This is a genomic window from Synechococcus sp. CCY9202, assembly GCF_034931685.1.
Taxonomy (GTDB): domain Bacteria; phylum Cyanobacteriota; class Cyanobacteriia; order PCC-6307; family Cyanobiaceae; genus CBW1002.
In genome coordinates, this window is sequence record NZ_JAYGID010000030.1 from 49,788 (window position 1) to 69,975 (window position 20,188).

23 protein-coding genes and 1 tRNA gene are annotated in these 20,188 nt (G+C 65.0%); 17 read left to right on the forward strand and 7 right to left on the reverse strand.

All coding sequences use genetic code 11. The annotated features are described in order from the left end of the window. Window positions 1-236 precede the first annotated feature (236 nt). Genes VB777_RS04290 through VB777_RS04305 form a run of 4 tightly spaced genes read left to right on the forward strand, consistent with a single transcriptional unit; the run spans window position 237 to window position 2,650 of the window. On the forward strand, window positions 237-491 hold the full coding sequence (locus tag VB777_RS04290; RefSeq protein ID WP_254927674.1) for a hypothetical protein: 255 nt from the start codon (window positions 237-239) through the stop codon (window positions 489-491). 49 nt (window positions 492-540) lie between these two features. Continuing rightward, on the forward strand, window positions 541-1,122 hold the full coding sequence (locus tag VB777_RS04295; RefSeq protein WP_131457123.1) for a phycobiliprotein lyase: 582 nt from the start codon (window positions 541-543) through the stop codon (window positions 1,120-1,122). Between the two features lie 32 nt (window positions 1,123-1,154). After that, a complete protein-coding gene (locus VB777_RS04300; protein WP_213203228.1) occupies window positions 1,155-1,862 on the forward strand; it encodes a 15,16-dihydrobiliverdin:ferredoxin oxidoreductase in 708 nt (235 codons plus the stop codon). Then, window positions 1,859-2,650 carry a phycoerythrobilin:ferredoxin oxidoreductase gene (locus VB777_RS04305; protein ID WP_323247336.1) on the forward strand — a complete coding sequence of 264 codons (792 nt, stop codon included), beginning with the start codon at window positions 1,859-1,861 and terminating at the stop codon, window positions 2,648-2,650. Before VB777_RS04300 ends, VB777_RS04305 begins: the two co-directional genes overlap by 4 nt. Before the next feature lie 7 nt (window positions 2,651-2,657). On the opposite strand, the gene hemH is transcribed toward VB777_RS04305, so the two are convergent. Next, entirely contained in the window at window positions 2,658-3,845 is a 1,188-nt protein-coding gene (hemH, locus tag VB777_RS04310; protein WP_323247338.1) for a ferrochelatase, read from the reverse strand. A 238-nt stretch (window positions 3,846-4,083) separates the two neighbouring features. Here hemH and VB777_RS04315 point away from each other — a divergent pair, with 238 nt between their 5' ends. Beyond that, window positions 4,084-4,920 (forward strand): hypothetical protein, encoded by an 837-nt coding sequence (locus VB777_RS04315; protein ID WP_323247340.1) that lies wholly within the window; start codon window positions 4,084-4,086, stop codon window positions 4,918-4,920. On the opposite strand, the gene VB777_RS04320 is transcribed toward VB777_RS04315, so the two are convergent. Continuing rightward, on the reverse strand, window positions 4,899-5,798 hold the full coding sequence (locus tag VB777_RS04320) for an NAD-dependent epimerase/dehydratase family protein (RefSeq protein WP_323247342.1): 900 nt from the start codon (window positions 5,796-5,798) through the stop codon (window positions 4,899-4,901). The two genes, VB777_RS04315 and VB777_RS04320, sit on opposite strands and share 22 nt — an antisense overlap. A gap of 155 nt (window positions 5,799-5,953) precedes the next feature. Between VB777_RS04320 and VB777_RS04325 the strand changes: the two genes are divergently transcribed. After that, window positions 5,954-6,196 (forward strand): hypothetical protein, encoded by a 243-nt coding sequence (locus VB777_RS04325; RefSeq protein ID WP_323247343.1) that lies wholly within the window; start codon window positions 5,954-5,956, stop codon window positions 6,194-6,196. Window positions 6,197-6,433: 237 nt separating this feature from the next. After that, complete coding sequence (locus VB777_RS04330) at window positions 6,434-7,192, forward strand: phycobilisome rod-core linker polypeptide (protein ID WP_131456973.1); 759 nt, start codon at window positions 6,434-6,436, stop codon at window positions 7,190-7,192. 142 nt (window positions 7,193-7,334) lie between these two features. On the opposite strand, the gene VB777_RS04335 is transcribed toward VB777_RS04330, so the two are convergent. After that, on the reverse strand, window positions 7,335-8,054 hold the full coding sequence (locus VB777_RS04335; protein WP_323247345.1) for a heme oxygenase (biliverdin-producing): 720 nt from the start codon (window positions 8,052-8,054) through the stop codon (window positions 7,335-7,337). Between the two features lie 141 nt (window positions 8,055-8,195). Here VB777_RS04335 and VB777_RS04340 point away from each other — a divergent pair, with 141 nt between their 5' ends. The 5 genes from VB777_RS04340 (at window position 8,196) to VB777_RS04360 (ending at window position 11,482) form a co-directional block, all read left to right on the forward strand. Continuing rightward, the gene (locus VB777_RS04340) at window positions 8,196-8,735 is read left to right on the forward strand and encodes a phycocyanin subunit beta (RefSeq protein ID WP_323247348.1); all 540 of its coding nucleotides are present in this window, start codon (window positions 8,196-8,198) and stop codon (window positions 8,733-8,735) included. A gap of 41 nt (window positions 8,736-8,776) precedes the next feature. Beyond that, window positions 8,777-9,265 carry a phycocyanin subunit alpha gene (cpcA, locus tag VB777_RS04345; RefSeq protein WP_323247350.1) on the forward strand — a complete coding sequence of 163 codons (489 nt, stop codon included), beginning with the start codon at window positions 8,777-8,779 and terminating at the stop codon, window positions 9,263-9,265. A gap of 146 nt (window positions 9,266-9,411) precedes the next feature. Continuing rightward, window positions 9,412-10,260 (forward strand): HEAT repeat domain-containing protein, encoded by an 849-nt coding sequence (locus VB777_RS04350; RefSeq protein ID WP_323247352.1) that lies wholly within the window; start codon window positions 9,412-9,414, stop codon window positions 10,258-10,260. A 12-nt stretch (window positions 10,261-10,272) separates the two neighbouring features. Then, on the forward strand, window positions 10,273-10,956 hold the full coding sequence (locus tag VB777_RS04355) for a HEAT repeat domain-containing protein (protein WP_323247354.1): 684 nt from the start codon (window positions 10,273-10,275) through the stop codon (window positions 10,954-10,956). Next, window positions 10,949-11,482, forward strand: coding sequence for a low molecular weight protein-tyrosine-phosphatase (locus VB777_RS04360; protein ID WP_323247356.1), 534 nt, complete (start codon window positions 10,949-10,951; stop codon window positions 11,480-11,482). Before VB777_RS04355 ends, VB777_RS04360 begins: the two co-directional genes overlap by 8 nt. A gap of 12 nt (window positions 11,483-11,494) precedes the next feature. Here the strand turns inward: VB777_RS04360 and VB777_RS04365 are convergent, their stop codons facing one another. Both VB777_RS04365 and VB777_RS04370 read right to left on the reverse strand, forming a co-directional pair. Next, complete coding sequence (locus tag VB777_RS04365) at window positions 11,495-13,075, reverse strand: bifunctional pantoate--beta-alanine ligase/(d)CMP kinase (RefSeq protein ID WP_323247445.1); 1,581 nt, start codon at window positions 13,073-13,075, stop codon at window positions 11,495-11,497. Window positions 13,076-13,150: 75 nt separating this feature from the next. After that, a complete protein-coding gene (locus tag VB777_RS04370) occupies window positions 13,151-13,750 on the reverse strand; it encodes a septal ring lytic transglycosylase RlpA family protein (protein ID WP_323247358.1) in 600 nt (199 codons plus the stop codon). A gap of 436 nt (window positions 13,751-14,186) precedes the next feature. Between VB777_RS04370 and purM the strand changes: the two genes are divergently transcribed. Then, the gene (purM, locus tag VB777_RS04375) at window positions 14,187-15,224 is read left to right on the forward strand and encodes a phosphoribosylformylglycinamidine cyclo-ligase (RefSeq protein ID WP_323247360.1); all 1,038 of its coding nucleotides are present in this window, start codon (window positions 14,187-14,189) and stop codon (window positions 15,222-15,224) included. A 134-nt stretch (window positions 15,225-15,358) separates the two neighbouring features. Continuing rightward, entirely contained in the window at window positions 15,359-16,030 is a 672-nt protein-coding gene (locus VB777_RS04380) for a 2-hydroxyacyl-CoA dehydratase (RefSeq protein ID WP_197171762.1), read from the forward strand. Window positions 16,031-16,041: 11 nt separating this feature from the next. Here VB777_RS04380 and VB777_RS04385 read toward each other — a convergent pair whose 3' ends face one another. Next, window positions 16,042-17,016 (reverse strand): aldo/keto reductase, encoded by a 975-nt coding sequence (locus VB777_RS04385; RefSeq protein WP_322757683.1) that lies wholly within the window; start codon window positions 17,014-17,016, stop codon window positions 16,042-16,044. A gap of 737 nt (window positions 17,017-17,753) precedes the next feature. On the opposite strand from VB777_RS04385, the gene VB777_RS04395 reads away from it, so the two are divergent. Continuing rightward, window positions 17,754-18,191, forward strand: a complete 438-nt coding sequence (locus VB777_RS04395; protein ID WP_323247362.1) for a hypothetical protein — start codon at window positions 17,754-17,756, stop codon at window positions 18,189-18,191. A 265-nt stretch (window positions 18,192-18,456) separates the two neighbouring features. Here the strand turns inward: VB777_RS04395 and VB777_RS04400 are convergent. Further along, window positions 18,457-18,527: transfer RNA gene (locus tag VB777_RS04400), tRNA-Cys, on the reverse strand. Between the two features lie 44 nt (window positions 18,528-18,571). On the opposite strand from VB777_RS04400, the gene VB777_RS04405 reads away from it, so the two are divergent. Together VB777_RS04405 and VB777_RS04410 are read left to right on the forward strand one after the other, a co-directional pair. Continuing rightward, window positions 18,572-19,822, forward strand: a complete 1,251-nt coding sequence (locus VB777_RS04405) for a lipid-A-disaccharide synthase-related protein (RefSeq protein ID WP_322757684.1) — start codon at window positions 18,572-18,574, stop codon at window positions 19,820-19,822. A gap of 60 nt (window positions 19,823-19,882) precedes the next feature. Further along, window positions 19,883-20,140, forward strand: a complete 258-nt coding sequence (locus VB777_RS04410) for a hypothetical protein (RefSeq protein WP_197156991.1) — start codon at window positions 19,883-19,885, stop codon at window positions 20,138-20,140. Window positions 20,141-20,188: the final 48 nt, after the last annotated feature.

Genomic DNA, 20,188 nt, shown 5'->3' on the forward strand with positions numbered 1-20,188 from the left:
CACTCGCCATTCCCCGATCCGATGCATCACGCAAACTTTCGTGATCCCGGTCGCCGGCACTCCCTGGCTTAGTGCTCGCAGTGCTTCTGGGAGGCGGTGGGCGGAGATGGCGCGCGCCATTGCCAGAGGAAACCGCCTTCTTCATTTTTTGTTCCGGATTGGCGGCCGGTGCTCAGAGGGCTGGTGTTTGCTGGACAGCTCGCCAATAAGCTGAGGAATGACAGTGAGCTTCCACCATGTCCAGCGCCAGTTTTGATGCGGTCGCGGCCGACGCCATTGCTGAGCCGTCTCCGAGCCGGGAGGAGCTGCAGGAGGCCATTGAGCAGCTCGAGGCGTTCCGAGATCGGATTGTGAGCGACGTCACGGGCATGGGCCAGAAGCTGAAAATGCCACAGCAGCAGGTGGCCTTCACCCTGTCCCAGCATCCCGAGCTTCAGAGGATCGAGTCGGTTCTGGCCCAGCTCCAGCTCCAGATCGCTGAGCTGGCCTAGCCCTTTCCCATTCACTGCTGCCTCTGCAACCATGGCGCCTGCCCAATCCATGCGTGAGTTCCTGGAGGCCAGTCGTGGGGTCTGGCTGACTCGTCGAGCTGTCCATCACCTCGACCATCAGGACGACGAATCTGGCGATTCCAACCTCGTGATCGAGCCTTTCAGCTGTTTTGATCCTGCCGTGGAGCAGATCTGCCAGGCCCTCGACATTGACCCAGGCCTGGCCGCTGGAGGAGCTCGCTTCTGGTGGGAGAGCAATCTCAAACCCTTGGCCCGAACCGAAGACCAGGCCGCTGTAGTCATTGACATCCCGATCGAAGGCGATCCATCCCGGGGATTCCTAGTGCGGGACAAGGGCTACGTGGAGAAACAGCCGGTGCTCAGTGAATACGCTTTTTCCCCTGATGGCGTGATGACGGTGACGACCCGCTACGACAGCAATGTGGGCACGGAGCGCTGCTGGTTTGTGACAGATCAGGTGCGCATGCGGGTGAGTTCGGTGCAGTGCCTCGATGGTGTGTCAATGACCACCTATTGCACGGAGCTGCGTTGCCCATCTGTTGAGGATCTTCAAGCGGTTCGGGCCAGTGCCGAGGCCCTGGCCACCCGTCTCGTGTCCCTGACCCACTGAACTGCTGAACTGCTGAACTGCTGCGCTCGACGATGTTTGATCCCTTTCTCCAGGAACTGACCAGCAGATTGGAAGCGTCGGGGGGCCATCCCCTGCCACCGCCCGATGGGCTGGCCGAATGTCGATCTCAGAAGCAACAGAGCGTGATTCGAAGCTGGCTGTGGCAGGTGCCAGGATTTCGGCGTTGGCGCGTGACCAGATTGGATGCCGGTGACAGCCTGCAGGTGCTCAATTCTGTGGCTTATCCCGATTTCTCCAATGATCAGCCTTTGCTGGGCATCGATCTTCTCTGGTTTGGTGCCCGCGGAAAACTAGTTGCCGTGCTCGATTTTCAGCCACTGGTCCAAGATCAAGACTACCTGGATTGTTATTATCAAGGGCTACGCGAGCTAATCACTCATTACCCAGATCTACACGGTGCCGAGGCGATGCGCTCCTTTGATCCTCATCAGTATTTTTCACCATGGCTGCTTTTTTGCCGTGGGGGAGCTGAGCAGGCCCAGGGATCACTGCCCAGTGCTTTTACACTCTTTCTTGACTGCTACTGGCAACTCAGCGCTGCAGCCGACCATCGCACTTCACAGATCACCGCTGAGAAGGTTCAAAGCCTGCAGGAGGATTACGACGTGTATAGCGCTGAGCGCGATCCAGCCCACGGACTCTTCACCAGCCACTTTGGCAAGGCCTGGTCTGATCGTTTTCTGCACGAGTTCCTGTTCCCCGCAAGCCGTCAGCCATGACCTCTTCCCGCTCCAACAGTCTTGAACCCGTCAATTTCTCGAACTGGCGATGGCAGCCCTTCCTGGAGCATGCGGTCAAGGTGCTTCAGCAGTTCAATCCCATCGCTTACCCGATACCCCAACAATTTCTTGAGCAAGCCGGAGCCACTGGGTCCAAGGCCCAACCCGTAGCAGTCCACACCGCCACCTGGGCGTGTCAAACCGAGAAATTGCGCCAGGTGAGGGCTGCCTGCGTGGAAGCTGGAGCAGCGGCTTCCGTTCTCAACCTGGTGATCAACCCCAGCTGCCGGTACGACCTGCCGTTCTTCGGCGCCGATCTGGTGACCCTGCCCTCCGGACACCTGCTGGCGTTGGATTTGCAACCGGTCGACCGTGGGGATCCACTTCACACACAGCCTGTCTGGAATCGTTTGCTGCCCATCTTTGAGCGCTGGAAACCACTCTTGCCCCATGGTGGTCCAATTCCTACAGAAGCAGAGCCTTACTTCTCTCCAGCGTTCCTCTGGGCTCGCCTGCCACTGGGTGAATCTTCAGATGAACTCATTAAAAGCACTCTATTCGATGCTTTTGCTGAGTACCTCAATCTCTACGTCGATCTAGTGCGCGAAGCACAACCGGTAGCAGAAGAGCGCTCAAGGTTTCTGCTTGATGGCCAACGGCGCTACACCCACTATCGCGCAGAGAAGGATCCCGCGCGCGGAATGCTCAGCCGCTTCCACGGTGCCGAGTGGACCGAAGCTTATATCCACGAGGTGTTATTTGATTTGGATCTTCACTACCCTGCATAGTCCGAGATCAAAGCAGGCCGAGCGCATGAAGCGGTCCCCGTCCGCTGATCAGCTCCAGCAGGAAAGCGGAAAAACCCACCATCGCCAAGCGACCATTCCAAACCTCCGAGCTGTTGTTCCAGCCCCAGGCCCACTTGTCCTGGGGATAGAGCTTCACCTTGGTGGGCAGGGCCGCCGCCTGATCCAGGTTCACTTCCGGGCCTTCGAGGGCGTGTTGCACCAGGTGGGCGAGGCCATCGATGAAGGCGGGGCTGGTGTCCAGCGCCGGCACGCGCCGGAAGTTGGTGATGCCTGCTTCGGTGGCGATCTCGCGGTACTCGATGTCGATCTCTTCGAGCGTTTCGATGTGCTCGCTCACGAAACTGATCGGCACCACCACCAGGTCCTTCACCCCCGATTCCCCCAGTTCATGCAGGGCGTCATCGGTGTAGGGCTTGAGCCACTCCACCGGACCGACACGACTCTGGTAGGCCAGGGTGAAGGGGTTGGTGTGGCCCAGGTCCCGCTCCAGCCGCTGCATGATCAGCCCTGCGCAGGCCTGGATCTCCTGCTGGTACGGGTCGCCCGCCTCCTCCACATAGCTCTTGGGCACGCCGTGGGCGCTGAAGAACACGTGGGCGCTGGCCGGATCGGGGCAGGCGCGGATTTCACGGGCGATCAGTTCGGCCATGGCGCCGATGTAGCCCGGATCGTCGAAGTAGCTGCGGATGCAGCGGATGGGCAGACGGGCGAAGGCAGGATCGGCCTGGCGCAGGCGCTGCAGCTCGCGGAAGCTGGAGCCGCTGGTGCTGATCGAGAAGTGGGGGTAGAGCGGCAGCACCACCACTTCATCGATGCCGTCGGCCTTGATGTCGGCCACGGCCGACTCGGTGAAGGGATGCCAGTACCGCATCGCCACGTAGCTGGAGGCTTCGATGCCCCGTTGCCGCAGGCTGCTCTGCAGTTCGCGGGCCTGTTGCTCGGTGATGCGGCGCAGGGGTGAGCCGCCGCCGATCGAGCGATAGGCCGCCTGCGACTTACCGGCCCGCAGGCTGCTGATCAGCCAGGCCAGCGGCTTCTGTAACGCCGGATTGGGCAGCCGGATGATCTCCGGATCGGCGAACAGGTTGTAGAGGAAGGGGCCGACGTCCTGAATCCGCTCAGGACCGCCGAGGTTCAGCAACAGCACGCCGACCTTGCCGCACACCTTGGACATGGCCTACCGATCCAGCTATCCCTTCATGGTATGACCGGATCTGGGGTCAACAGGGAGATCTCAATGGAATGGGACCAGCCGCGGAAAAGCAGACATGGTGTTGCAGCAGAGATGACGACAATCACTGCCCACTGCCAGAGGGAATCATTTTGCATCTGCAGGAGTTGAAGGGCAAGCATTCATCTGAGGCGATCACCAGCCTGCCAAAATAGAACAGTCAAAAATCAAGGATGATCTCATGACCGAGGAGGGCTTATCCAAACAGGCTAGATCAGGTTCTGATCGGCAGTGGGAGTTAATGCGAGCCAGCTTCGATGGCGACTGGCTGGGGACGACGACGTGGTACGACAGAAACGCCAACGGCATGGATCTGAACCGCGGCATGTGCAGCCCTACAGAATCGCGGTACGCCATTCGGTTTTCTGATGCTGATACAGGAGAGTGGCATGGAACAGGTCTTCGATTTGCCCCGGGTGGAGAACGCCGATTCCCCCTGGATCGACACCACTACAACCTCGGCCATCACTGCTGGCATTTCCCGGAGACCGCAGGTCAGTCAAGCCTTGAGGTTGGCGAGAGCACAACGCGAGCGGGCCATGAAGTGAATTTTTTCAATGGCCGCTCCCGATCGATGCTTGTTGCCCTCTATCAGCGCCAATGTGACGGCCGGATGATCCTGGATTCAATCGCAGCCACCCCGTTTCGCTGTCAACGGGCAAGACCCGATCCCGACCGTGAACAGATGCAGTCTGTAGACGCCTTATTGTCGGCTGTCGCAGGATGGCGTGGGATCGAGCAGGAGCTGAGACCGGGCGTGCAGCATGGAGCATTTGTATCAACCAAAGGGGCACCTGAATTCGATGCAAACACCTTTTGCTCACAGGATGTGAATGGCATGTTTGCAGATAATTTGATTTGCAGCCTTCCCGATGAAATGCCAAAGGGTGAATTCAATCTCCAATTTGGCTGCTTGCTAAATCCAAAGAGTTTTGCCCATCTCATCATCGCTTACGATGCAAATTATAAACTGAGTCGCTGGGTAGAGCGTCGATATCAACCAACCATACACGGATAACCGAAGGTGAAGCCAATTTGCTTCAGCTTTTCGTTGCTAACGCGCGCATTGAGAATTCGATCAGTCGTGTCAATTGTCAACCACTTGGCCAAAGGCAAGCCAGCTCTCTCGCAGAGGCGATCTGTAAGCTCTTGGCCACTCAGTTGTGTATCGTTAACAAGATTATAGGTCTCATCCAGGCCTTGATCGAATGCGAAGCAAACACCCCGGACAATGTCATCGCGGTGAATCCAGCACGGAACATTCTGGCCGTTGCGTTGCACCAATCCACCAGCCGCTGATAACAGCATGGATGGGATGTCACGCCCTGGGCCGTAGATGCCTCCCAGACGAAGCACGCAGACCTTGATTTTGTCAGAGCGGATGGATCCCATCATCTCTTCTGCTTGGAGCAGAACCTGATTGACAGGATGCATATCGCTTATCGGGGCCGTTTCGTTGGTGAGGGCACCATGGCGGTTGCCGTACACGCCGCAGCTGCTCAGATGGACGATCTGCAGAGGTGTGTTGCGGGGGCGTCGATCCAGCGTCTCGACGAGTCGTTGCAAACCACCGAGAAAGGTTTTCCGGTATTGGCCCAGATCAACCTCGGAACCCTTCGAGGGCGCGAAGGAAACCAGAATGCCATCCAGATCAGCGGTGAAGTCAAGGTTGGTGCTGGGGTCCGTCGAGTCAAAGATCAGCGGGGTTTCCACAAGCTCGGCCAACTCGCCGAGGCGCTCACGCCGGGTGGTGGTAGCCCACAGCGCGTGACCCTCCTGCTTCCAAGCCCTGGCAACCTCCTCGCCCACATAGCCGCAGCCGAGGATGGCACGCCGTTCGCCCGAGGGCAGGACGGGTCTCTCCTGCTTGGCCAGCAGCTGGTAGAGGGAGGCCAAATCTGGGGAAGTTGTCACAGCGGGCAACTCAACAAGTGAATATTTGTAAAGCATAGGAATCCAGGCCGCTGCCGGTGTGCTGATGAATACCGTCTTGCCAGGACAGGCTGAAAAGGCCCTCCCATGGGAGGGTTGATCACCGATGCGGTGCTTTCATGCCCACCTATCGCGTTGCTGCCGCAGGCCTGGAGGCCATGCAGGTCAACGTGCCCGGCTGCAGTGGAGATGCTCTCAGCCTGGCACTGGGGCCGCTGGGGCTCAGCGACTTCAGGGTCGAGCGGCGCAGTCAGGACGGGCGCCAATGGTTTTTTCAGGCAACCTTCAAGCCCGGCGGCATCGATGCACCGGCCGCCGGGCTTGTCACGAGGTTGGTGAGCGTCGATCGCATTCTCGACTGACGCCATGGGAGCCCCGCAATGGCCCACGGCCTCTGCGCAGTTGTGGATCGCCTGCCTGACCTGCAACAGCCCTGCAGGAAGCTGGTCCTGGAGGGGACACCAGCACGGTGCCCGCCTCAGCCCCCAATCAATCGCGAGCTGGTACGGAAGATTAAGTTCTTTATGGTTTTTACTTGCCCCAAGCCTGAGCCCATCGCAGCAGTCAATACTTTCTTTCGTTTGCTTCCTGTCTGCTCAATGACCCTGCCTGTTCTGGCCACCAAACCTCTCACCAGCAACGCCAGGGTCAGCAACTTTCTGGCAGCCAGCGAAGAGACCTCTCGCCAGATTGGTCGGCAGGCCAGTCAGCTTGATGGAGCTGCCGCCGATGCCCTGATCGAGCAGGCCTATCGCCAGGTGTACTTCCACGCCTTCAAGCGCGACCGCGATGCGATGCTCGAGTCGCAGCTGCGCTCCGGCCAGATCAGCACCCGCGAGTTCGTGCGCCAGCTGCTGCGCTCGGAGAAATTCCGCAACGACTTCTACCGCTGCAATAGCAATTACCGCGTGGTGGAACAGGTGGTTGGCCGGGTGCTGGGCCGGCCGGTACACGGCCAGCAGGAACGCATCGCCTGGTCGATCGTGATCGCGGAGCAAGGGCTGCCGGCCTTCATCGATGCCCTGATCGATTCAACGGAATATCTGGAAACCTTCGGGGAAGACCTTGTGCCCTACCAACGCGCCCGGGTGCTGGCCGGCCAGTCGGTGGGCACAATCCCCTTCAACCAGCAAGCCCCCCGCTACGACGCCTACTGGCGTGACACCATGGCCGTTCGCGCTCCCGGGGTCGGCAGTGGCAGCTGGGCAGGCTGGCCGCGTCCGGCTTGGCTGGTCAACCAGCCCACCCCGGCTGTGCAGAACGCTTGGCGGTATTTTGTGGCGACTGGTGGCTTCGTGCTGACCGGACTCGTGCTCTGGATAGCCCTGGCGATGTTGAGTACGGGAGCTAAGGGCTAACCCGAGCCTCAGGTTTCCCGATGCGCAGCCGAGACCGCAGTACGCGCGGCTCCGATACTGCTGGGTTTGACGTGACAGCGCAAGCAGGCCTGCCGGTGCCGCTGGCGCTCACCGGCATCAGCAGTGTCTGACCCACCCGCCCTCAGGCCACCACTGCCTCGGTGCTGCCGCTGCGCTGGCGGCGGGTGAGGAAGCCGAACAGCACCTTGCCGATGGCAGCAATCAGGTTGCCCTCCAGTTCCTGGAACATCGTCATGTTCAGGTGGAAGGCGTGGTTGGCCTCCGCCACGATCCGATCGGCCGTGGCCTGATCGATCGGCAGGGCGTCAAGGGTGGCGCGGTAGTTGGCCTTGAAGCCCTTTTCGTCGGGAATGGCGTCGAACGCGTAGAAGCGCAGGCCGTCGTGCTCGCCGAGGTTCATCGCCTTCTGGGCGATGGCCTTGAGGATCTGGCCGCCGGAGAGGTCGCCGATGTAGCGGGTGTAGTGGTGGCCCACCAGCAGTTCGGGCGACTCCTGGGCGATCTGATGAATGCGAGCGACATACTCCTGGGCGGCCGGGGTGGCCTTGACGCTGTTGCGCCAGCCTTCGCCGAAGTAAAAGGCCAGGTCCTGCTCCAGGCTCTCGCGCCGGTTCAGTTCAGGGAAGCCCACCGGGCCCACCACCGGATGGCCGGCGGCTCGCAGCTTGCCGATTTCCTGCTCCATCGCGTCATACACGAAGTAGAGGTCGGCCACCAGGGTGCGGTAGCTGGCCTTGTCCACCACGCCCTTGAGAAAGCAGCTCACGAAGCCGGTGTTTTCGGCCATGGTGTGGGCTTTCTTGGTGCCTTCACGCAGCTGGGAGGCAAGGGCAATGGTCATGGTTGGCGATCAGGAGGTCAGTCGTGCCGGTAAAGCACGTCGTCAACTTAATGGGCGCAACAAGTAAGGGCCTCTTTCTTTGCAAAGGATTGCCTGTCTTCACAGCGCGACCAGCCCCCTTGATACTCAATCACGACTCCCATGACAAGAACGTTCTCCGCAGAGTGTGACGTGTTTGCCAAGGTGGTCGTCCAGGCCGATGCCCGCGGCGAATTCCTGAACGCTGGTCAAATCGATGCCCTCGCCGCCATGGTGGCTGAGAGCAACAAGCGTATGGATGCCGTGAACCGCATCACCTCCAACGCTTCCAAGATCGTCACCAACGCCGGCCGCGAGCTCTTCGCTCAGCAGCCCGCACTGATCGCCCCCGGCGGCAACGCCTACATCCACCGTCGCATGGCTGCCTGCCTCCGCGACATGGAGATCGTTCTCCGCTACATCACCTACGCAACCTTCACCGGTGACGCTTCCGTTCTGGAAGATCGCTGCCTCAACGGCCTGCGCGAAACCTACCTCGCCCTCGGCGTCCCCGGCGCTTCCGTGGCTGAAGGCATCCGCAAGATGAAGGACGCCGCCCTCGCGATCGCCAACGACCGCAATGGCATCACCCCCGGCGATTGCTCCGCCCTGATGTCCGAAATCGGCACCTACTTCGATCGCGCAGCTGCCGCTGTCGCCTGATCGGTCTCTAACAGGTTCACCTTCAACTTCTCCTTCAACCAATGAAGACCCCCCTCACCGAGGCCGTCGCAGCCGCCGATTCCCAGGGCCGCTTCCTCTCCAACACCGAGCTCAACGCCGCTTTCGGTCGTTTCGAGCGCGCCAAGAACGCCCTCGAGGCCGCCAAGGTGCTCACCGCCAAAGCTGATGAGCTCGTGAACGGCGCCGCCCAGGCCGTCTACAACAAGTTCCCCTACACCACCCAGATGCAGGGGGCCAACTACGCCTCCGACGCCCGTGGCAAGGCCAAGTGCGCCCGTGACATCGGCTACTACCTCCGCATGGTCACCTACTGCCTCGTGGCTGGTGGCACCGGCCCCATGGACGAGTACCTGGTCGCTGGTCTCGACGAGATCAACCGCACCTTCGAACTGTCCCCCTCCTGGTACGTCGAAGCCCTGAACTACATCAAGGCCAACCACGGCGTCTCCGGCGACGCCGGCGTCATCGCCAACAACTACATCGACTACGCCATCTCGGCCCTCGTCTGATCCCGATCCGAGCCTGCGTTCCCTGCGGGTTCGTTCGCTCCCTGATCCCAAGCCCCCCTCTCGGGGGGCTTTTTTGTTGCGCAGGCCCTTCGCCAGGAGGCTGCGGCTGTCAGCATCGGCAACATCTGACCAGCAGTCTGCGGGCCATGAGCGGCAGCGGCGATTCCCAGGCCATCCCGGCGGAGGGCGATCCGATCGACGAGGCGGAAGCGCTGCGGCGCCTCCGGTGCAGCGACGATCCCTCGGCCCAGTACTACGCCGCCTGGTGGCTGGGGCGGGCGCGCAGCAGCCATCCCGACACCGTGCCATTGCTGCAGTTCGCCCTGCAACAGCGGCGCCCCCGCGACCCGGGAGCCGGCGTGGAGGAGAACGCGGTGGCACGGAACGCCGCCCGGGCCCTGGGCAAGCTCGGTCCGGCCGCCGCCCCAGCCATCGGCGACCTGCTGGAGACCCTGGACGACCCCGATGACGGTCTGCGGGAGGCGGCGGCACGAGCCCTCGGTGACCTCAGGGCCGCTGTTGCCGTCGAGCCCCTGCGGCGACGCCTGGCCAGTGGACCGGCGGGGGCCGGCGCCCAGCAGAGCAACAGCCCCCGCTTGGTGGAACCCTGCGAGGCCCTGCTGGAGGCCCTGGGTGACATCGGTGTGGCCAGCGACGAGGTTCTGGCGGTAATCCGTCCCTTCGTGGAGCACGAACGGCCGCTGATCCGCAGCGCGGCCTGCCGCGCCCTGCTGCAGCTCACCGGCGAGGCCCACTGGGGGGAGCAGCTGGTCGTGCTGCTGCAGCATCCCCAGCTGCAGGTGCGCCGCGCCGCCCTGATGGATCTGGGAGCGGCGGGCTGGCGGCCTGCCCTGCAGCCCATTGCCACCACCCTGGCGGAGAACAGCCTCAAGCTGATTGCCTTGCGGGGCCTGGTGGAGCAGGGTGACGATCCCCCGACCCAGGTCGATTCTGAGATTGCGGCGGTGCTGGAGGCGATGGATGCCCTGCTCTGAGAGCCTGAACCGATGACGATCTCCCCTTCAACGACGGGCGAAACCACCGATCTCCAGCTCACGCAGGAGCTGATCGAGCGGGTGCAGCAGGCCAGCACCGCGCTGGAGTTGCTGCAGGCCACCCAGTCCCTCGCCGCCGCCACCCACCCGGCCGCCGCCGCCTGCCTGGTGGATGTGCTCGGCTTCAACAATCCAGGCGCCGCCGTGGCCGCGGTGGATGGCCTGATCGCCCTGGGCCCCCAGGCCGTGGAGCCGATCCTCGACAACCTGGATGGCTACAACTACGGCGCTCGCGCCTGGGCCGTGCGTGCCCTGGCCGGCATCGGCGACGTGCGGGGCCTGGAGGTGCTCGAAGACGCCCTGGCCCAGGACATCGGACCGAGCGTGCGCCGTGCTGCCGCCCGGGGGCTCGGTCAGCTGCAGATGCAGGAGCTGGCGGAAGCCCCCCGTGCCGCCCTCATCGAGCGTTGCCTGCGGGCCCTGGAGGCGAGCTGCGGCGATGGCGAATGGGTGGTTCGCTACGCCGTGGTGGTGGGCCTGGAATCCCTGGCCGCCCAGCTGAGCCCCGCCTCAGAGTTCCGGCAACGGCTGCACCAGGCGCTGGAGGGTCTCTGGCAGAGCCCTCCCGAGGCCACGCCCGTCGTGCGACTGCGGGCGGAGCAGGCCCTGCAACGCCTGGAGGGGCAACATGGCTGAACCGCGTCTGCTGTTCGTCTGCCTCGGCAATATCTGCCGCTCGCCCGCTGCGGAGGGGGTGTTTCTGCATCTGCTGGCCCGCGAGGGCCTGGAGCAGGCCGTCGTGGTGGATTCGGCCGGCACCGGCGGCTGGCACGTGGGCCGGCAGGCCGACCCCAGGATGATGGCCGCCGCGGCCCGGCGCGGCATTGCGCTGCCGAGCCGGGCCCGCCAGATCGAGCGCGCCGACCTGGACCGCTTCGATCGCATCCTGACGATGGACGAGGACAACCTCAGGGCGGTGCAGAGCCTGGCCCGCGCAGGACGGCAAGGATCCATTGGGAAAGGCGCAGAGGGAAAAGACGCCCGGGGGCCAGCCCCCAGTAGTGCCCTGATCGAACCGATCACCACCCATTGCCGCCGCTTCAGGGCGCGGGAGGTGCCGGATCCCTACTACGGGGGCGAGGAAGGCTTCGAGCAGGTCCTGGATCTGCTGGAAGACGCCTGCAGCGGACTGCTGGAGGCATTGCGCGCCAGTCTGGATTGAACCCCTTTCGGGTCAGCCCTGCAGGGGCTCAGCGGGAGCGGGCCAGGCATCCTCCGGCACCCGCTCGCGGAACAGGTCGACGAGCCGCTGGATCACGGCCTCGATCGTCAGGCCATCGGTGACCAGGGCGACAGCATCTTTGGCCTGCAGCAGCGGCGCCACGGCACGGGTCGAGTCGAGATGATCCCGTTCGGCGATCTGCGCTTCCAGCTCCGCCAGGGGCGGCACTGCGAACCCCCTCTGCTCAAGATCGAGGGCGCGCCGGCGGGCCCGTTCCGCAGGGGTGGCCGTCAGGAACACCTTCAGCTCGGCGTCGGGAAACACGGCGGTGCCGATGTCGCGGCCTTCCGCCACCAGACCTCCCCTGCGGCCCAGTGCCTGCTGCTGGCGTGTGAGCACGTTGCGCACGCAGGGCTGGGCCGCCACCTGCGACACCAGGGCCGTCACCGCGGGGGAGCGGATCGCCTCGGTGACATCCTGCCCATCGAGCTTGACCCGCTGGCTGCCGTCCTCCGCCAGGCTCAGCTGCAGATCGAGGAGCTGCAACTGCGGGGCCAGGTCAGCGAGAGAGGACAGATCGAGGCCCTGGCGCTGCACCCACCAGGTGAGAGCCCGGTACATCGCCCCCGTATCGAGATAGAGCAGGCCCAGCCGCTGAGCGAAGGCACGGGTCACGGTGCTCTTTCCGGCACCGGCGGGGCCATCGATGGCAACGATCGGGGGACGGCTCATCAGAAAGGTGTGATCGATCAGGCGACTGGAGCCGCAGCGGGCAGCCACCGCCAACAGGCAGAACGGGCTCGCCTGCCGCAGGGGCTGGAGACCATGGGGCTCCACCAGCTCCCCATACTCCACTGCCAAACCCACCGCCTCCAACTGCGCGCGGACAGCCTCCAGCAATGGAGCGGCCTGCCGCTCTCCAGAGCGATAAAGCTCCGCCGCCCGGGCCAGGGCAACAGGGAGCATCGCCGCCCGCTGCCGCTCCACCGGGCTGAGGTAGCGATTGCGGGAGCTGCAGGCCAGCCCATCAGGTTCCCGAACAGTGCCGCAGCCCTGCACGGTCACCGGCAGGGCCAGATCCGCCACCACACGCCGCAGAATCACCAGCTGCTGCCAGTCCTTCTCCCCCAGCAGGAGACGATCAGGACGCACCAGCGCCAGCAACCGGGCCACCACGGTGGCCACACCCTCGAAGTGACCGGGGCGCTGGCGACCACAGAGCGAGGCCTGCAGCTGGGCCGGTGGCTGGATGCGGGTGAGGGCGGCTTCACCGCCCGGATAGATCTCCTCCGCATTCGGAGCGAACAGGGCGTCAGCGCCCGCCGCCGCCGCCAGGCCTGCATCGGCTGTCAGATCCCGCGGATAGCGCTCGAAATCCTCACCGGCTCCGAACTGCAGCGGGTTGACGAACACACTCACCAGCACGGCCGGTGAACCGGAGCCCCCCCCCCGAGCCGCCCGACGGATCAGTTCCTGATGGCCCCGATGCAGCGCGCCCATGGTGGGCACCACATGGAGTGGGCGGCCGGAGGCGCGGATCTCGGTGCACCAGCGGCTCAGCTCCGTGCGCGACGTGAGCAGGGGAAAGGGCAGGCGAGACACAGGATTGACAGCAAAAGCCCATCCGCCAGGTTGACGGATGGGCCAGGGGCTGAGGCCGGGTCGGGCTCAGCGCAGGACTTCGAGCTTCACCTGAGCAACACCGCTGGAGACCAGACCGAGATCCTGAGCGGCACCATGGGCCAGATCGATCACACGGTTTCCGTGGAACGGACCCCGGTCGTTGATGCGGACCACCGACGACCTCCCATTGCGGAGATTGGTGACCCGCACCTTGGTGCCAAAGGGGAGAGTGCGGTGAGCTGCTGTACGGGTACCGGGCCGGAACACCTCACCATTGGCGGTGCGGTTGCCGAAGAAACCGGGCCCATACCAGCTGGCCTGACCGGTGATCACCTGTGCCACTTCGGGCAGACGAACCGAAGCCGATGCCAAAGGGGCGATCGGCGCCTGCTGCATCAAGGACGGCTTGGCGGGAGCCGAGGAATCTTCAACCTGACGAATGGCAACGGCTGAACTCGGAGCAGAGGAAGCAGCCAACGCCAGATCCGAAGTCCCCTTGGCTGGAGCCACGTCGATGGAAAGGCCATCCAGGGCACCGCTCAAGGTCAGTGGAGTTGTTCGGCCGACTTCCGCTATGGCAGGGAAGACAGAACCGGCACCAGAAATCAGGGCGGTGAGAACACCGAGAGAAAATGTTGCTCGCATGACAGGCGAAACTCGCCGCCCAAAGCAACTGACATCCAAGGATCAGATGACCAGTTGACGATGACTTCAAGCCTCAATTGCGGAAGAGGTAGAGGCAGAAGCCGTCGGCGGAGTTCCTATCGGGAAATGACGACGAGCAGAACTTAACCGCACTGGACCAGCCAATTGGTTATCCGTGGACAACCGATTGGCGATCAGGAACTGTCATCATTCCCCAGATTCTTGACACCTACAGGCTTCGCCCGCCCCACGCCAGCCTCGGCCCATCAGCAAGGTCAATCACTTAGATAAGCTGCCCTGATTAAAACTTGTGCCGATTCGAGAATCGACCACCGAATTCGTGCGTAACGGATCGCTGGACGGCGGCAAGTCGAGGGTCGGGGAGCGAGAAGCGGCAGGATCGGTGGAAGACGAGCGACGCCTGGAGACACCCTGAATGGATTACCGCACGGCAGGAGTGGATGTGGTGGCGGGGCGAGCCTTCGTTGATCGCATCCGCAGCAGCGTTGAATCCACCCGCCGCCCGGAGGTGGTGGGTGGTCTGGGCGGCTTCGGCGGGCTCTGCCGCCTGCCCGAAGGCCTCAAGCGCCCCCTGCTCGTATCAGGAACCGATGGGGTAGGCACCAAGCTGGAGCTGGCCCAGGCCCACGGTCGCCATCACGCCGTCGGCATCGACCTGGTGGCCATGTGCGTCAACGACGTGATCACCAGCGGCGCCGAACCTCTCTTCTTCCTTGACTACATCGCCACCGGCAAGCTCAGCCCCGAGGCCATGGCGGCCGTGGTGGAAGGCATCGCCGACGGTTGCCGCCAGAGCGGCTGCGCCTTGCTGGGTGGCGAAACGGCGGAGATGCCCGGCTTCTACGGCCCCGGCCGCTACGACCTGGCCGGCTTCTGCGTGGCCGTGGTGGAGGAAGACGAGCTGATCGACGGGAGGGCGGTGCAGGCGGGCGACCGGATCCTGGCGGTGGCCAGCAGTGGTGTGCACAGCAATGGCTTCAGCCTGGTGCGCCGCATCCTGGAGATGAACCATGTCACCCAGGACACACGGCTGCCACAGACCGGAGAGCCCCTGATCGACACCCTGCTAGAACCCACCCGTCTCTATGGGGCCCTGGTAAAGGGGCTGCGGCAGCGGCGTCTGCCGCTGCATGGCATGGCCCACATCACTGGCGGAGGCCTGCCGGAGAATCTGCCCCGCAGCCTGCCGAACGGGCTCCATGCCGCCATCGAGGCCGGCAGCTGGGAGCGACCGCCCCTGTTCCGCTGGCTGCAGCAGAGCGGCGAGGTGCCCGAAGCCGACCTCTGGAACACGTTCAATCTTGGGGTGGGTTTCTGCCTTGTGGTGCCGCAGGCCGCCAGCGAGACAGTGCTTGAGGCCTGCCGCGAGCTGGGTCACCAGGCCTGGCTGCTCGGTGAGGTGCGACAGGGCGAGGTGCCGGCGGAGGCACCACTGGCCGGTTTGCCGTACTGAAGCCAGGCGCCAGGGCGCCGGTGGGGTCATCCGCCCTGCTTAACCTTCCTCAGCGCCCGCTCCACCGCCTGCCGGCAACACGGCACCGAGGCCTGCGGACGCTGCGCGTCGCATGTCATTCGTTTTCTGAGCCCATGTTCGATACCTCCAAACGCATCACCCGGCGACGTAGCTCCGCCGGCCCCAGGCCTCCGGTCCGTCCACAACGCCCCCGCGAAGGATTCACCGGACCTCGCAGCGGCGGCCTGCGGCCCACCTTCCTGGCCCTGCGTGATCACGGCAAGGTCTACGTGGCCGATCTGCCGCGCCTGTCAGACGGCCAGCTGGCCCACGTGGCCAAGGAGGCGCAGGAGGTGCTGGAAAGCCTGCGGCGGCGTCTGGAGGAACTCGAGGGTCAGGTGTCCCTCAGCGAAGCGGAGCAGGACACCCGCATCCGGGCATCCACCAAGCGGGACGTAACCGAACGGTTCATCGGCGCCATTCAGGAGGAGCAGGAACTGCGGCGCAGCAACCCGGCGTTGCGGGCTGCCGCCGGCGAATCCCTGGCCCGTGCCTTCCTGGAAGTGGCACGCCACCGGTTACCTGGTGCCACCTTCGACTCCCTGCTGCAGGAAGCCTTGGCGGCCTGTGGGCCAGACGGTTCCGAGGAGAGCACGCAGAGCGAAGCGCCTGTATCCGTGGGTTCGCCAGCGCCACTGCTGCGACGGCTGGACGGTCCGGTCGTGGTGGCGGCAGCCGAGGAACGCCCGCGCGCGCTGCCGGTGGTCCTTACCCCAGCCCCCGAGCCGGCCGAAGCCATCGGCTGAGCAGGATCGAATCAGGCGCTCTGGAAGGGGTTGGCAGGCATGCGGACCCGATTGGCAAGGGCCAGGTCATCCAGCCCCTGACGCTCCGCCTCGCTCAGCGTCCAGGAGAGGGCCGCCGCTGCGGCGTCGACCTGCTCCGGTCGCCGCAGCCCCGGGATCGGCATGGCGCCATGGGCCCGGCACCAATTGAGCGCCACAGCCGCTGGCGTGGCCCCACGGGAGCCAGCGATCTCCTGGAGGGCCTGCAGCAACGGTTGGGCTGCCGGCAACAGCCGCCGCTGCAGGGCGCCCCGGGGACCCGACAACGTGTCGGCCAACTCTCCAGGCGGCTGGCCGAGCACCCCAAGGGCCAGGGGGCTGTAGGCGATCAAGGCGATGCCCAGCTCCCGGCAGACCGCCGCCACACCATCGGGAGCGATCGGCTCAGGAGCCAGCAGGGAGAGCTGCACCTGCAGGCTGAGGATCGGGATGCCGCGTTCAGCCAGGCGGGCCTGCACCTGCCGCAGGCGCCGCGGCCCCATGTTCGACAACCCCAGACCGGCCACCTCCCCTGCGATCACCAGGTCGGCGAGGCCATCGAGCAGCGGCGCTTCCTGCCAGGGCGCATACCGGGCCGTGCTCCAGTGCAGCTGGACCCGGTCCAGTTTCCCCTGGAGACGCCGGCGCGAAGCGGCGAATGCCCGGCGGAATCCCCCCCGCCCCCAGCGCCAGGGGAAGGGTGCCAGCTTGGTGGCCACAGTGAGCCGTTGCCGTTCCAGCGGCGAAAGGACCCCACAGCAACGGCCCAGCAGGTCCTCGCTGCGGCCATCGAAACGGCCCGTGCCGTAGGAATCCGCCGTATCAAAGAAATGGAGCCCCCGGGCCAGAGCTTGCCGGAAGGTGGCCTCCAGCTGGGGATCCTGGGAGGGCTCGTAGCCCCAGAGGAGCCGGTTTCCCCAGGCCCAGGTACCGACGCCGATCCCCGGCTGGGTGGTCTGCAGCGCCATTCCCCGAACCCCATGAACGGAAACGCCATGATCGTGCTGCCGCTCCCCACTGCCTCCAGCCCGATGTCCTCCCTGCCCGCAGAACCAAGCGCGGTTCAGGCCAGAGCCACAGCCGGCGCTGCTGTGGCGACCAAGCCAGCAGAGCCAGCCGTGCAGCCACAGCCTGATCGTGTGCTCTGCCAGCACTGTGGCCGCACCGCCAGCAACGACATCAGCTGCCAGGGCATCTGCGTGGCCGATTCGGGCTACTGAGCCTCGGCAATGCCGCCAAAACGGGCAGCGGTGCCACGATGCCGATGCGCAGCGTGCCGAATCTGGTGAGAGCGGCTACAGCCATGGCGCTCTGCATGTGCTTCGGAGCAGTCGAAGCCCTGGTGTCCCCAGGGGCAGCTGGCAATCCCCCGGAAGATTTCGGCCGCTGGGAAACCTCAGTGAGCCACTGCCGGTGGCAAGCGCTGGTCCTTGAGGCTGGGCCGGCGCCGCCTCAAGGACCAGCGCCACAGCGCGCGGCCCGGGCAATCCAGCGCGTTGGGGCGGCCCGTCCTGCCAGCCGGAGGCAAAACTCAGACAGCCAGCAGCCCCTGGAGCGGCCGCGGCCTACGCACCCTCCGCCACCTCTGCCGAGCCTTGAGGAGAGCGCCGCAAACGAGCCTGGAGATGGCAACACGCTCTCGGGAGAGACCAGGGAGCCCCCTGCAGTGCCTGCCGAGTCACCCGCGCATGCTGCGGCAGCCCCGATGAAGGCAGCGGTCCTACCGAAGAGCAACCTCAACGGGAGGCATGACCTGCCGGTGGGCGATGAGCCCGACGCCGCGCAGGAAAGCCGGGGCTGCCAGAGCCTGCGCCTCGATCAACTGATGGAGGGACTGCTCAGCATCCAGATCATCGGCCGCGGGGGTGGCTCCCGCTTCTCGAGTGAGCAACTGGTCTTCGTGGGACTGCTGGAGCCAGGCAGTGCCTCCCTGCAGTGCCAGGCGGGTCGATGCAGCCCCCAATGGCCCCTGCTGGTGAAGGTGAGCACGGTCGCCAGCCGCAGCTACGACGACCAGGGGTTGGTGACAAGGCTGCCCAGCAGCCGCCTGGCCCGGGGGGAGTGCCGCCTCGATCGACACCACTTCCGCTGCGAAGCCCATGACGGAGACGGTGGACTGTGGCGCGTTGAGGGCGACCACTGAGGGAGACGACTGAGGGCGACGACCGAGGCCCCGCAAAGGGTTGCAACAACCACTGGCGGGCCTACAGATTTCCTTTAGGATTGGTCCATTGGAGGACGTCATGCTGCACACCACATCGCTGCTGGCCCTGGTGGGCGCCGTCGGATTCGCCCTGCTCTCGGTGATGTTCGGCATCTTCACCTGAGCGCAGGCGCGCTGCCACTCGGCTCGGAAGCCAGAGATTCAGCTCAGCCACCATGAACTCCAGCTGGAGTTCGGATCATCAAGGCGGCACCCAGATTCGAACTGGGGGTAAAGGATTTGCAATCCTCTGCCTTACCACTTGGCCATGCCGCCGGCCGGGGAGCAAACTCCCTGCAGCGGATCGTATCAGCCATGGCATGCCCTCCCGTCTGCTTGTCCTGAGCAACGGCCACGGCGAGGATCTGATCGCCCTGCGCATCCTTGAGGCCCTGCGGGAGCAGCAACCGGACTGCCAGCTGACGGTGATGGCCTTGGTGGGCCTCGGCCAGACCTACGCGGCGGCCGAGGCCGCCGGCTGGCTGCAGGTGGTGGGCCCCCGCCGCTGCCTGCCCAGCGGTGGCTTCAGTAACCAGAGCCTGCGGGGCCTGCTGCGCGACCTGCGGGCCGGCCTGCCCCTGCTCTCCCTACGGCAGTGGCGCTGGGTGCGGCACTGGGGCCGTGCTGGCCATCCGGTACTGGCGGTGGGGGATCTGCTGCCCCTGCTGCTGGCCTGGAGCGGTGGCGGCCCCTACGGCTTCGTGGGCACCCCCAAGAGCGACGCCACCTGGGCCACACCACCGCCACCGGGCTGGGGTCGGCCCGGCCTTGATGACCGCTATCACCGCTGCAAGGGCAGTGAATGGGATCCGTGGGAATGGGCGCTGATGCGCGCCGATCCCTGCCGTCTGGTGGCCGTGCGGGACCGACTCACAGCCCGCGGCCTGCGGAACCACGGCGTTGCCGCCCTCGCCCCGGGCAACCCGATGATGGACGGATTCCATACCGAGGCCGTGCCCATCGGCCTGCGCCACGGTCGGCGGCTCTTGCTGCTGCCCGGCAGCCGCCTGCCGGAAGCGCTCGGCAATCTGGAGCGTCTGCTCGAGGCCGCGCTGCAGGTGCGGGTCAACGGGCCCCTCCACCTGCTGCTGGCCTGCGGCAACCAGCCCACCAGCGCGGAGCTGGCTCCGCTACTGAGCCGGGCTGGCTTCAGCAGCACCTGCCTGAGCGCGGAGCAGGGCACGATCGGCGCGCGGGACAGCTGGCGGGCCGGCACCATCGAACTGCACGTGGGTCCGGGCTGCTTCGGCCGCTGGGCAGCCTGGTGCGAGCTGGGGCTCGCCACCGCCGGCACCGCCACCGAGCAGCTGGTGGGGCTGGGGGTGCCGGCCCTCTCCCTGCCGGGCCCCGGGCCACAGTTCAAGCCGGGGTTCGCCCGCCGCCAGTCCCGCCTGCTGGGTGGGGCCGTGCTGCCCTGCCATACCGCCGCTGAACTGGCCCGCACAGCGACGCGCTGGCTGGACGACGCGGAGCTGAGGCAGCGGCTGGGAACCATGGGCCGCCGCCGTATGGGCCCCGCCGGCGGTAGCCGGCGACTGGCGGAGCTGATCACGCAGCACCTGCTGGCGTGAGCACCGGCCCTGACACCCCGCCGCTGCGGCGGATGATGAGCGGAGCCTCAGACTCTGCCCATGGTTGCCATCCCCGACCGTACCTACAACGCCGCCTGCGGCCGGCTGGCCAGCCGGCTGGGAGTGAGCCTCGCTTCCGCCCGGCGCAAGGTGGACGTGCGGGCCAGTCAGGAAGGCCTGCGGGACGTGGCCTCCAAAGTGGCGCTGGCCGAACGGATGCTGGAGGAGGTGATCGCCAGTGGAGTCGACAACGAGGCTCTGCTCTCCTCGCTGCTGGGGGCGGTGAGCAGTGAGGAGTACTTCCTCGATGAAGACTGAACCGGGAAGTGGACGGCCTTCCAGGACAACCGTCTGAGATCAGGCGGA